Genomic DNA, 11026 nt, shown 5'->3' on the forward strand with positions numbered 1-11026 from the left:
TTGAGGACTAGATTCAAAGTGTCAGAACTTCATCGTTGGGAGAAAATCACCATGGCGGCAGACTTCAAGGCGCTCGACAAGAACGTACAAGGCGCCCTCATTGCTGGCGGGTTGGCGACGATCCTGTCGTTCATCTCGTCCTACATCAGCGTCAGCTATGACGGCAAGGTTGCAGGACTCGACCTTTCGTACGGCATCAGCGCTTGGCACAGCTACGCAACCCTGGGAATCCTTCTCGTGATTGCCGCGACTGCGATCCTCGCGCTCAAGGCGTTCGCAGCGGACACCCTGCCTGACGGCGTCCCGTGGAACCTCGCTGCATTCGGTGCCGCTGCACTGGGTCTCGTGCTGTTGGTCCTGCGCGCGTTCACCATCGGTGGTGGCGGAGGTGGCATCAGCGTTGGTCCCGGTTGGTCGGGATACGCGCTGTTCATCGCAGCTGCAGCGTTGACGTACTTCGCCTTCGGCGAGTTCAAGAAGTCGGGCGACAAGCTGCCCGAGCGCAAGACGGACACACCGCCTGCGGCGTGACCACTCAGCATTGACGGAAGGCCCGGCTTCGGCCGGGCCTTCTGCTATTCGTACGACAGCGTCACGTCGGGCGTAGTCGGCCAGCTCTGGCAGGTGAGCACGTGGCCCGCCTCGAGCTCATCGGGCTCCAGTGCGTAGTTGTGCCGCATCTCCACTGCGCCATCCAGCACCTTGGCCCTGCAGGTTCCGCAGACGCCGCCGCGACAGGCGAAGGGCGCCTCAGGCCGTACACGCAGGAGACCAGCAAGCACGGAGTCGTCCTCGGGCGTGAGTGTGTACGCGCTGGTGCGGCCGTCGAGAGTGGCCGTGACGGCAGGACCGCCATCGACGAAAGCGTCGGCGGGGCGTGGCGGCGGGGGAGCGTCGTCGACGTGGAACAGCTCGCGGTGGACGCTGGTCGCCCCTGCTGATTCGAGAGTCGCCGCGAGCTCGGTGACCATGTCGAGCGGGCCGCAGAGGTACCAGTCGGTCTTTGGCTCTACGAGTTCGCCGAGGATGCGCTTGAGTCGGTCACCGTCCAGTCGCCCGGAGAGCAACTCCGATTCGGTCTGCTGGCGGCTGAACACGTGGACCAGGTGAAAGCGCTCGGGGTAGGTGTCCTTCAGGTCAGCGAGATCATCGAGGAACATCACCGCCTGCTCGTTGCGACTCGCGTACAAGAGGGTGACGGAGCCGCCCGCTGCGAGCGCTGCGCGGGCAATCGACAGGATCGGCGTGATGCCGCTACCTGCGGCGATGAGTCCAACATGCTCGGCGTGCGACCTTGGACCGAACGAACCGGTCGGTGCCATGACATCGATCGTGTCGCCGGGTTGCAACGCCGCGAGGCGAGACTCGGAGAACGCTCCGCCTGGCAGGCGTTTGACGCCGATCTGCCAGCGGCCTGAGCCGGGTGCGGTGCAGAGCGAGTACGTGCGTCGCTCGAGTCCGTCCAGACCGATGATCACGTGCTGACCCGGTTCGAACGCGAACTCATCCCGGAGGTCGTCAGGAACATCGAGTGTCAGGGCGACGGAGTCTGCGGTGAGCTCGTCGATAGCGGAGACGCGCAGGGCGTGGAACATCAGAGCACCTTGAACGAGTCGAACGGTTCGAGGCAGTCATCGCAACGCCACAGCGCTTTGCAGCTCGTGGAGCCGAAGCGCGATATTTCGCTCGTGCGGGTCGATCCGCATTGCGGGCAACGTACGGACAGGCTGAGCGGGATGGTGCCTGCGTGGTGGGTCGGCGGGGCGATGCCGGCGGCGTGGAGCTTGCTCTTGCCAGCTGTCGTCATCCAGTCGGTGGTCCAGGCGGGGGAGAGGACGGTCTTGATGGAGACGTCGATGCCCTCCATGGCGGCGCGGATGTCTTCCTCGATCGCCGACATCGCCGGGCATCCGGAGTAGGTGGGCGTGATCGTGACGTTGACGTGATCGCCGTCGACGGCGATGTCGCGCAGGATCCCGAGCTCGGCAATCGTCACGAACGGCAGCTCAGGATCGACGACGGCTTCGATCCGCGTACGGGCATCGGCGAGAGTCACCATGTCGCGCCCTCGTGCTCACGGGCCAGCGCCTGCATCTCGTCGAGCAGTTCAGTCAGGTGAGGAGTGTGTTCGCCGCGCTGCGTATCCGCGGCGGCGTTCGGGACGGTGAGCGTGGCGGTGGTCAGGATGCTGGCGAGCTGTGTACGTACGGCTTCTTCGACCTCGGGTGCTGGTGAGCAGAGCTCGGTGAGCAGAGGCCATACGGTGTCGGCGGCTTCCTGCATACGGGCATGGGAGACATCGGTCCCGTCGCCGAGCCGAAGGACCCAGGCTTCGGCGTGCTCGAGGTGATAGGCCGCCTCCTTGGCTGCTTTGGCGTAGATCGCTCGCAGTTCGTCGGTGCCGGGATCCGTACGGAACAGCGCGCATTCGTAGGACGCAAAGGAGAGCAGGCGCATCATCGAGAACGCGAAGTCTCCGTTGGGGAGTTCAACCAGCGTGCAGTTGCGCCACTCAGGGGCATCGCGGTGGTAGGCGAGCTGGTCCTCGTCGCCAACCAAGGCGTACAGGCTTCGGGCTTGTCCGAGCAGGTCAAGACCGATATTGCCGAAGGCAATGTCGAGCTCGATCTCTGGAGAGCGGGTCAGCCATTCGCTGCAGCGGTGCGACAGGATCAGCGCGTCGTCGGCGAGTTCGAGGATCACAGGTGCTCAACCCCATCGGGCACGTCGTAGAACGTGGGGTGGCGGTAGATCTTGTCGGCGGCGGGGTCGAACCAGGCTTCCTTCTCGTCCGGGCTGCTCGCCGTGACTTCGGCGGCCGGCACGACCCAGATCGACACGCCTTCGCCGCGGCGCGTGTAGACATCGCGGGCGTTGCGGAGGGCACTCTCGGCGTCGGAGGCGTGCAGGCTGCCGGCGTGGACGTGGGAGACCCCGCGCTTGGGGCGTACGAAGACCTCCCAGAGGGGCAATCCGCTCATGCTGCTGCCTCGGTTTTCTTGGCGGCGTAGGCCATGGCGGCCTCGCGTACCCATTCGCCGTCGTTGTGCGCTGACGTACGGCGCTCCATGCGCTCGTCGTTGCAGTAGCCCTTGCCCGCGATGACGTCGAACAGCTCGGAGAAGTCGATCTCGCCGAAGTCGTAGTGGTCGCGGTCGACGTTCCACCGCAGGTCAGGGTCGGGAATTGTGAGCCCGAGCGCCTCGGACTGAGGAACGGCGATGTCGACGAAGCGCTGGCGCAGCTCGTCATTGCTGAACCGTTTGATGCCCCAACGGGTCGACCGTGCGGAGTTGGGCGACGCTTCGTCAGGTGGGCCGAACATCATCAGGCTCGGCCACCACCAGCGGTTCACGGCGTCTTGGGCCATCGCATGCTGCGCAGGAGTGCCATTGCTGAGCGTGAGGAGCAGGTCGAATCCCTGGCGCTGGTGGAACGACTCCTCCTTGCAGATGCGGATCATCGCCCGTGCATACGGACCGTACGAGCAGCGGCATAGCGGTACTTGGTTGACGATGGCTGCACCGTCGACGAGCCAACCGATTGCGCCGATGTCAGCCCAGCTCGTGGTGGGGTAGTTGAAGATCGAGGAGTACTTCTGTCGGCCTTCGTGCAGTGCGTCGAGAAGTTCTGAGCGGTCTATGCCGAGCGTCTCGGCGGCGGCGTACAGGTAGAGGCCGTGGCCGGCTTCGTCCTGCACCTTGGCGAGCAGGATCGCCTTGCGGTGCAGGCTCGGAGCGCGGGTGATCCAGTTGCCCTCCGGCTGCATGCCGATGATCTCCGAATGCGCGTGCTGGGCGATCTGTCGAATCAGGGTCTTGCGGTACGCGTCGGGCATCGCGTCGCGTGGCTCGATGCGGCCTTCGTTGTCGAGCAGTGCGAGGAACTCAGGATCGCCGAGCTCTGCTGTGTCCTGCACGGAACCGCCTCCAGAAACCGAATGATCGTTCGGTTTCCATCATCACCCTTGAGGAGGGTCAGATCAAGCGCAGCGAGCTCTCTGGCGCAGGAGGTTTCGATACGCCCTCGTTCCGCCCCCTCGCTCGCTGCGCTCGCTGGGGGGACCCCCATGGCTACTCAACCAACTGGTGGTTGAGTAGGAGGCCGCCCGCGGCCGACGTATCGAAACCTCGCGAGCCGAAGTGCTTGCGGGCTATTAGGTGCGCAGACCGGCGAGGCTCGAGGACAGCATGGTGTCGGCGAGGGCGTCGGCGCTGAGGGAGCCGTGACCGGGGCGGTACCACTCGGTCAGCGAGTTGACGGTGCCCGAGAGCAGTCGAGCGACGACCGTTGGGTCGAGGTCTCCCCGCAGGTCACCTTCGGCGACACCGGCGCGTACGAGATCGGCGACGAAGGCGTCGAACGTACGCCGTTGCTCCAGTGCCCAGAGCTCGGTCTCAGTGTTGCCGCGTACGCGGAGGAGCAGTGTCACGGCGGCGAGCTGATCGGCGAGGATCGCGATCTGGCGCCGCAGCACGTACGTCAGCCGGTCGATCGCCTTGCCCTCGCGGGCCTCCGGCTCGTCGAGCAGGCCGAGCAGGGGAGTGACCGCGCGCTCGAGGCCGAGGCGCAGGATGTGCTCCTTGCCGTCGACGTGGTGATAGAGCGACGACTTGGACAGGCCTGTTGCGGCTGAGAGGTGCTCGATGCTGGTTCCGTCGTAGCCGCGCTTGGTGAACTCCTCGATCGCGACGTCGAGAAGCAACTCGAGGTCGTACCGGGGACGCGTCATCGCGTGACCACCGTGGGAAGGCAAAGATACGGAGCCGGCGCGATGAGCCCTGCCTCATGATGAGCTCGCTGGCGCTCGCTCATGAGGTGAACGGCGGACGGTCGTCGAGGCGCACGGACTGGCGACCGGCCCAGCGCCACAGGCGCGCGGTGAAGTCGTGGTCCTCGTCGGTGACGAAGTTGCCCATCACGCGAAGGGCGAATGTCATCAGCGTGTGCGAACGCATGCCGATCGGACCGGCCGTTGGCAGGAGGCGGGGCACGGTGATCAGGCCTGCGAGTCGGCGGGCGATCGAGAATGCCTCGCCGTAGTGGTGTGTGAGGAGCGCGGGCCAGGCGTCCTGCAGATCGGTCTGGGCAGCCATCAGCTCGGCGCCGACGCGACCGGTCTCCATGCCGTAGTCGATGCCTTCGCCGTTGAGCGGGTTGACGCAGCCCGCGGCATCGCCGATCAGGATCCAGTTGGGACCTGCAACGCCTGAGACGGCGCCGCCCATCGGAAGCAGCGCGCTGGTCGGCATACGAAGCTCGCCGCTGAGGTCCCACTCCTCGCGGCGGAGGGTCGCGTAGTACTCCATCAGTGGGCGTATCTGCAGGTCAGCAGGCCGTTTGGACGTTGCGAGAGCGCCGACGCCGAGATTGACCTCGCCATCGGACAAGGGGAAGATCCAGCCGTATCCGGGCAGCAGTTCGTTGTCCTCGCCGCGCAGCTCGAGGTGCGAGGAGATCCAGGGGTCGTCGCTGCGGCCGGACTTCACGTACGAGCGGCCGGCCACTCCGTAGGCGGTCTCGCGGTGCCACTCGCGACCGAGCACACGCCCGAGCGGCGAACGAACGCCGTCGGCGACGATCAGCCGATCGCACGCGATGGTGTGCGGCGTCTTGTCCTTGCCGAGGTGGAACGTCACCGAGATGACCTTGCCGCTGGCGTCTCGCTCGGCGTCGACAGCGCGCGCACCTTCGAGCGGGTTGGCCCCGGCCTCGATGGCGACGCGGAAGATCTTGTCGTCCAGCTCCGTACGCGGAACGGCTGAGCCGTAGTCGGGCAATGAGCCGCCGGGCCAGGGGAGCAGCAGCTCCTGACCGAAGCCGGCAGCACGCAGTCCGCGGTTGGTGCCGTGGCTGCGTACCCACTCGCCGAGTCCGAGTCGCTCCATCTCGGCGATCGCGCGCGGGGTGAGGCCGTCGCCGCAGGTCTTGTCGCGCGGGAACGTCGCCGCATCGGCGAGTACGGTCTCCATGCCGAGCCGTGCGGTCCACGCTGCGGCCGCCGCACCTGCGGGTCCGGCACCGACGACGAGAACGTCGGTACGCGTCGGCAGGTTTCTCATACGCGTACTCGCTCAGCCAGGTTTGTGAGTGAGCACGTCATACGAGGGCTCGCTTCGCTCCGTGCGCGCATGAGGCACAAAGGCGGACTGCGCCCATGATTCGCTCGCTGCGCTCACTCATGTCTTGATTCTCCCAGAACAGGGGTGACTGGCAGGATGTGCCCATGAGTTCACAGGCAACCTCACCAAAACCTGAGACCGAGATCCACTACGCATCGCGCGGATCGTCGTACTTCGACGTCCTGCTCGCGGTGTTCTGCGTCGTGCTCGTCGTCTCCAACATCGCCGCGACCAAGGGCACGCAATTCTTCTCCGGAGACGTGTCGCTCGGACCGGTGCAGATCATCCCGGTCTTCTCCGACGGCGGCGCGGTGCTGTTCCCACTCGCGTACATCATCGGCGACGTCATCTCGGAGGTCTACGGGCTGAAGGCGGCTCGTCGCGCGATCTTCGTCGGCTTTGGCACCGCGATCATGGCGTTCGTGACGTTCCTGATCGTCATCCAGCTGCCGAGCGCAGAGTTCTACGACAACCAGGACGCGTTCGAGAGCGTCGTCTGGTCCGGCGTACAGATCGTCGCCGCGTCCCTGATCGCGTACGTCGTGGGTCAGTTCCTCAACTCGTACGTGCTGGTCAAAATGAAGGCGCGATCGGCTGAGCCCGGGCTGTGGCGTCGGCTGGCCGGATCGACTGGCGTCGGTGAAGCGGCAGACACGTTCATCTTCTGCGCGATTGCCGCGACGGCCATCGGCATCGAGAAGCCTGGCGACTTCGTGAACTACTTCGTCGTCGGCTTCCTGTTCAAGTGCGCTGTCGAGCTGCTCGTCATGCCCCTGACCATGCTCGTGATCCGCGTACTCAAGGACCGTGAAGAGACCTACTGGGCCCCTTCCGTCCCCTAGCGACGAAGTCGCGGGAGGGAGCGAGGAACGAGCGACCGAAGGGGCGCAGCACGACATGCTCGCTCGAGCCCTCGACCTCACTACGCTTCGGCCTCGTTCCTCGGCCTCCCAGTCGCTTCGCTCCTTAGCGAGCGAGTGGGTCGTCAGGCGTAGAACCTCGCCATGAAGTCGGCTTTGAAATCCTTGAACGAGCCGTCCTCGATGGCGTCGCGCATCTGATCGACGAGCCTGACGATGAAACGCTCGTTGTGGATCGTGGCGAGCGTGGCGCCGATCATCTCGCGGGTCTTGAACATGTGATGCATGTAGGCACGGGTGTAGTTGGCGCAGGTGTAGCAGTCGCACTCGGTGTCGATCGGCGTGAAGTCGCGCCGGTTGGCCGCCGACGTAACGCTGAAGTGCCCGGTCACCGTGTAGACGCGACCTGACCGAGCGACGCGCGAGGCGGCGACACAGTCGAACGTGTCGCAGCCGCTCTCGACGCCGGTGAAAAGGTCGTCAGGCTCACCGATGCCGAGCAGGTGCCGAGGCTTGTCGTCAGGCAGCTCCTCGTTGACCCAGCCGACGATCGTGCCGAGGCGCTCCTTCTCGATCGCGCCGCCGATGCCGTAGCCGTCGAAGTCGAGAGACACCAGGCCGCGGGCAGCCGTACGACGGAGATCTTCGTGCTGAGCGCCCTGGACGACGCCGAACAGTGCTTGGTACGGCTTGCCGACCCGCTCTTCGGTGAGTCGCTGGTGCTCGACGACGCAGCGCTCGGCCCACGCCTGCGTACGGACGATCGACTCTTCTTGGTAGCCGCGGGTGTTCATCAAAGTCGTGAGTTCGTCGAACGCGAACATGATGTCGGCGCCGAGCTGATGCTGGATCTGCATCGACACCTCGGGGGTGAACCGGTGCATCGTGCCGTCGACGTGCGACTTGAACGTCACGCCGTCGTCGTCGACCTTGGCCAGGCGATCCTTGCCGGGCGCGATGACGTCATCAGCTTCGACGCCGGTGGCATCCATCGACAGCGTCTTCTTGAACCCGGCTCCCAGCGAGAGCACCTGGAACCCGCCCGAGTCGGTAAACGTCGGACCGGGCCAGTTCATGAACGTGCCGAGGCCGCCTGCCTCGTCGACGATGTCGGCGCCTGGCTGCAAGTAGAGGTGATAGGCGTTCGCGAGCAAGGCCTGGGCGCCGAGGTCGGCCATCGTCTCCGGCAGCACCGACTTCACGGTTGCGCGGGTGCCGACCGGGATGAACGCCGGAGTACGGATCTCGCCGTGCGGAGTGCTGATCGTGCCGGTACGTCCGAGCGCGCCGTCGAGCTCCTTGCCAATCGTGAACACGTCGCTATCCAACCAGCCAGATGGCGGTGCCGAGCGCGGCACCGGTGAGCAGCAGGAACAGGAGGTTCCAGACGGCCGCCGGGAGGTGGGTGAGACGAGCCAGGATGTCGGCGTCGCTCGTACGGGTTCGGGTGCGGCGACGGTGCGACCAGAGGTCGAGAACCGTACGCGGTGCGGCGAGGAGCAGGAACCACGCGAATGTCAGTGCGGCGAAATCCTGCACGCGCTGATCGGCCTTCCAGACCAGTGCCGCAACGACCGCGCCTGAGATGCCAACGACGAGGAGGCCGAACCAGTTGCGGATGAACGCGAGCATCAGCGCGAGCACGCCGAGGCTGGCGTACAGGGCGATGTCTGTCTCGTCAGCGCGTACGAGCGAGACCGATCCGAGTCCGAGCGCGGCGGGAGCGAGATAGCCGGCTGCTGCAGTCGCCATCATCCCGGGACCGCGGGGCTTGCCGGTGGAGAGCGTGAGGCCCGACGTGTCGGTGTGCAGGCGGATGCCATTGAGTCGCCGCCCGGTGAGCACAGCGACGACCGCGTGACCTGCCTCGTGAACGAGCGTCACCAGATGGCGCGTGAAGCCCCACGCGGGCGGGGCGAATACGAGTACGGCTGCCAGCGCTGCCGCTGCCCAGACCGTCTGGTCCGCGTTCACTCCGTCGTCTCAGTTGCGGTGGGTGTCGGGGTGTCAGTGCTCGCCGTGGGCGTTGGTTCTGTCGTCGTTTCTGTTGCCGTGGGCGTGGTCGGCACCGCCGTGGTGGTTTCGGTGGCGGTCGGCTTGGGGGTTGGCTTGTCGCGATTGCCGCTGATGGTGTCGCCGATCGTCGTACCGTGATCGCCGTCGAGCGTGCGCCCGGAGATCAGCTCGTACGTTGAGATCGCGGCGAGCGACAACGACAGCACGACGATGGCGGTGACGATGATTGTCTTCCAGTGCAGGCGCGGCTTGTCGTCGACGAATCGCGCCCCGCGAGCGGCTGAATCGACGTCGGCCGCTTCGTCGAGCGCCTCGCGTACTTCGCCCTCCTCGACATGACGCTCGATGACCGTTCCGGACTCGGTTTGGATCAGGAGCGTGCGGGTGTGGTCGAGCGTGCGGCCGTAGAACGCGGAGCTGATCGTGACCACAAAACTGCCCAGCGCAGCGCCAATCAGGGTGCCTGCGACGCCGAGGCGAGAGGCAATCCAGGCGGCGGTGACGGCGGCCAGAACGCTGGCGATGAGCTGGAGCCAGGAGACTTCTCCCAGCAGGCCGCGACGTCGTGACATAACTGCAAGCGTATGGGAGACATGGGCAGGGCCCGGCCTGCCTGCGCGATTGTGTCGGTCCCAGTTGTCACACTGGCCACATGGAACTGATTGTGGTCCTCGTATGCGGTCTGCTGCTCGGCCTTGTCGTCGGTTGGCTCATCGGTCGCGCCCCTGCTCAGGGCACCGAACCAGCCGTGCTCGAGGCGCGCCACGCCACCGCCCTCGCCGAGCTTCGTCACGACGAGAGCTCGCTGCGTGCGCAGATCGAACAGGATCTCGCTGAGGCTCGCGCCACCGTGATCGGACTCCGTGAGCAGCTGGGAACGGCCAAGGCGCAGTACGACGAGATCGTCCAGCGGCACCGCCAGGATGCGCAAAAGCGTGCAGCGGAGGATCAGGTCGAAAGCAAGGTGCTGCAGAAGCTTGCGCCTGTCGCTGACCAAATCAAGGACATGCAACAGAAGGTGCTCGATCTGGAGAAGCAGCGCAGCGAGCAGCATGGCAATCTCGCCGAGCAGATCAAGGCGACCCAGCTCAGTGCCGAGCAGTCCAAGATGGCTGCCGAGACGTTGTCCGCGGCTTTGCGCAACAACTCTGTACGCGGCGCCTACGGCGAACTCCAGCTCAAGACGCTGGTCGAGTCAGCTGGCCTGCTCAACCGCATCGACTACTCCGTGCAGGAGTCGATCACGGCAGATTCAGGAGCCCGCCGCCCCGACATGGTCATCAAGCTTCCCGGCCGCAAGCAGGTTGCGATCGACTCCAAGGTGCCGTTCAGCGCGTTCATCGACTCGTTCCGCGAAGACATCAGCGATATCGAGCGCAAGACGTTCCTGACGCAGCATGCCAAGCAGGTGCGTGGTCACGTCGACGCGCTTGCCAGCAAGGAATACTGGACTGGCCTGCCCGTCAGCCCCGAATACACGATCGCGTTCATCCCCAACGAGGCGATCCTCAACGCCGCGCTTGAAGCCGATGAGACTTTGCTCGAGTACGCGTTCAGTCGCGGCATCGTGTTGGCCACGCCGGTCAACCTGTGGGCCACCCTCAAGACAGTCGCACTGACGTGGAAGCAGGAAGACCTCGCCGACAACGCTCAAGAGCTGGTCGACCTCGGTCGCGAGCTCTACAAGCGCCTCGGCAAGCTGTCTGATCACGTCTCCAAGCTCGGCCGCTCGATCGAGGGCACCGTCCGCTCCTACAACGAATTCGCCGGCACGCTGGAGAGCCGAGTCCTGGTGACAGCGCGCCGATTGGACGCCATCGACGACGCCAAGATGCTCGGTGAGGTCAAGCAGATTGAAGCTGATCCACGCCGCCTGACAGCCGCTGAGTTCTCTCTCCTCGATGATGTCGAGCGTCCCGAGATCGACTTCGAACAAATCGGCCTTCCCGTCGTGATTGATGAGGAAGAAACCGCCTGAACGACGGATTCCTGTCCGCTTCCTAGACGGCGCGCCTGATTCACGGTTTC

13 protein-coding genes are annotated in these 11026 nt (G+C 65.2%); 3 read left to right on the forward strand and 10 right to left on the reverse strand.

Features of this window, described 5'->3' with window-relative positions; all coding sequences use genetic code 11:
* Positions 1-51: 51 nt before the first annotated feature.
* Complete coding sequence (locus J2X11_RS07640) at positions 52-531, forward strand: hypothetical protein (RefSeq protein ID WP_309968904.1); 480 nt, start codon at positions 52-54, stop codon at positions 529-531.
* Positions 532-575: 44 nt separating this feature from the next.
* On the opposite strand, the gene J2X11_RS07645 is transcribed toward J2X11_RS07640, so the two are convergent.
* The 7 genes from J2X11_RS07645 to J2X11_RS07675 all read right to left on the reverse strand — a co-directional run bounded on the left by J2X11_RS07645 (position 576) and on the right by J2X11_RS07675 (position 6062).
* Positions 576-1595: a 2Fe-2S iron-sulfur cluster-binding protein gene (locus tag J2X11_RS07645; protein WP_309968906.1), complete on the reverse strand. Its 1020-nt coding sequence runs from the start codon at positions 1593-1595 to the stop codon at positions 576-578.
* A complete protein-coding gene (paaD, locus tag J2X11_RS07650) occupies positions 1595-2059 on the reverse strand; it encodes a 1,2-phenylacetyl-CoA epoxidase subunit PaaD (RefSeq protein WP_309968908.1) in 465 nt (154 codons plus the stop codon). The genes J2X11_RS07645 and paaD overlap by 1 nt, the downstream gene beginning before the upstream one ends.
* Entirely contained in the window at positions 2053-2703 is a 651-nt protein-coding gene (gene paaC, locus J2X11_RS07655) for a 1,2-phenylacetyl-CoA epoxidase subunit PaaC (RefSeq protein WP_309968911.1), read from the reverse strand. Before paaC ends, paaD begins: the two co-directional genes overlap by 7 nt.
* Entirely contained in the window at positions 2700-2981 is a 282-nt protein-coding gene (paaB, locus tag J2X11_RS07660) for a 1,2-phenylacetyl-CoA epoxidase subunit PaaB (RefSeq protein ID WP_309968915.1), read from the reverse strand. The genes paaC and paaB overlap by 4 nt, the downstream gene beginning before the upstream one ends.
* A complete protein-coding gene (gene paaA, locus J2X11_RS07665; RefSeq protein ID WP_309968918.1) occupies positions 2978-3919 on the reverse strand; it encodes a 1,2-phenylacetyl-CoA epoxidase subunit PaaA in 942 nt (313 codons plus the stop codon). Before paaA ends, paaB begins: the two co-directional genes overlap by 4 nt.
* A 237-nt stretch (positions 3920-4156) precedes the next feature.
* Positions 4157-4732, reverse strand: coding sequence for a TetR/AcrR family transcriptional regulator (locus J2X11_RS07670; RefSeq protein WP_309968921.1), 576 nt, complete (start codon positions 4730-4732; stop codon positions 4157-4159).
* 79 nt (positions 4733-4811) lie between these two features.
* Entirely contained in the window at positions 4812-6062 is a 1251-nt protein-coding gene (locus J2X11_RS07675; protein WP_309968924.1) for a geranylgeranyl reductase family protein, read from the reverse strand.
* A gap of 164 nt (positions 6063-6226) precedes the next feature.
* Between J2X11_RS07675 and J2X11_RS07680 the strand changes: the two genes are divergently transcribed.
* On the forward strand, positions 6227-6964 hold the full coding sequence (locus tag J2X11_RS07680; RefSeq protein ID WP_309968927.1) for a queuosine precursor transporter: 738 nt from the start codon (positions 6227-6229) through the stop codon (positions 6962-6964).
* 143 nt (positions 6965-7107) lie between these two features.
* Here J2X11_RS07680 and tgt read toward each other — a convergent pair whose 3' ends face one another.
* From tgt to J2X11_RS07695, 3 genes are read right to left on the reverse strand one after another with little or no spacing between them, the layout of a single operon-like run.
* Positions 7108-8298, reverse strand: a complete 1191-nt coding sequence (gene tgt, locus J2X11_RS07685) for a tRNA guanosine(34) transglycosylase Tgt (protein ID WP_309968930.1) — start codon at positions 8296-8298, stop codon at positions 7108-7110.
* A gap of 4 nt (positions 8299-8302) precedes the next feature.
* Positions 8303-8956 carry a M50 family metallopeptidase gene (locus J2X11_RS07690; RefSeq protein ID WP_309968933.1) on the reverse strand — a complete coding sequence of 218 codons (654 nt, stop codon included), beginning with the start codon at positions 8954-8956 and terminating at the stop codon, positions 8303-8305.
* The gene (locus J2X11_RS07695; RefSeq protein WP_309968936.1) at positions 8953-9570 is read right to left on the reverse strand and encodes a hypothetical protein; all 618 of its coding nucleotides are present in this window, start codon (positions 9568-9570) and stop codon (positions 8953-8955) included. The genes J2X11_RS07690 and J2X11_RS07695 overlap by 4 nt, the downstream gene beginning before the upstream one ends.
* A gap of 80 nt (positions 9571-9650) precedes the next feature.
* Between J2X11_RS07695 and J2X11_RS07700 the strand changes: the two genes are divergently transcribed.
* Positions 9651-10976, forward strand: a complete 1326-nt coding sequence (locus J2X11_RS07700; protein ID WP_309968939.1) for a DNA recombination protein RmuC — start codon at positions 9651-9653, stop codon at positions 10974-10976.
* Positions 10977-11026: the final 50 nt, after the last annotated feature.

The sequence above is a fragment of the Aeromicrobium panaciterrae genome (assembly GCF_031457275.1).
GTDB lineage: Bacteria > Actinomycetota > Actinomycetes > Propionibacteriales > Nocardioidaceae > Aeromicrobium > Aeromicrobium panaciterrae_A.

Excerpts from the sequence above, each read along its gene's own strand:
- J2X11_RS07640 (WP_309968904.1), top strand. The coding sequence starts at position 52 with ATGGCGGCAGACTTCAAGGCGCTCGACAAGAACGTACAAGGCGCCCTC.
- J2X11_RS07645 (WP_309968906.1), bottom strand. The coding sequence starts at position 1,595 with ATGTTCCACGCCCTGCGCGTCTCCGCTATCGACGAGCTCACCGCAGAC.
- paaD (WP_309968908.1), bottom strand. The coding sequence starts at position 2,059 with ATGGTGACTCTCGCCGATGCCCGTACGCGGATCGAAGCCGTCGTCGAT.
- paaB (WP_309968915.1), bottom strand. The coding sequence starts at position 2,981 with ATGAGCGGATTGCCCCTCTGGGAGGTCTTCGTACGCCCCAAGCGCGGG.
- J2X11_RS07670 (WP_309968921.1), bottom strand. The coding sequence starts at position 4,732 with ATGACGCGTCCCCGGTACGACCTCGAGTTGCTTCTCGACGTCGCGATC.
- J2X11_RS07675 (WP_309968924.1), bottom strand. The coding sequence starts at position 6,062 with ATGAGAAACCTGCCGACGCGTACCGACGTTCTCGTCGTCGGTGCCGGA.
- J2X11_RS07680 (WP_309968927.1), top strand. The coding sequence starts at position 6,227 with ATGAGTTCACAGGCAACCTCACCAAAACCTGAGACCGAGATCCACTAC.
- J2X11_RS07695 (WP_309968936.1), bottom strand. The coding sequence starts at position 9,570 with ATGTCACGACGTCGCGGCCTGCTGGGAGAAGTCTCCTGGCTCCAGCTC.
- J2X11_RS07700 (WP_309968939.1), top strand. The coding sequence starts at position 9,651 with ATGGAACTGATTGTGGTCCTCGTATGCGGTCTGCTGCTCGGCCTTGTC.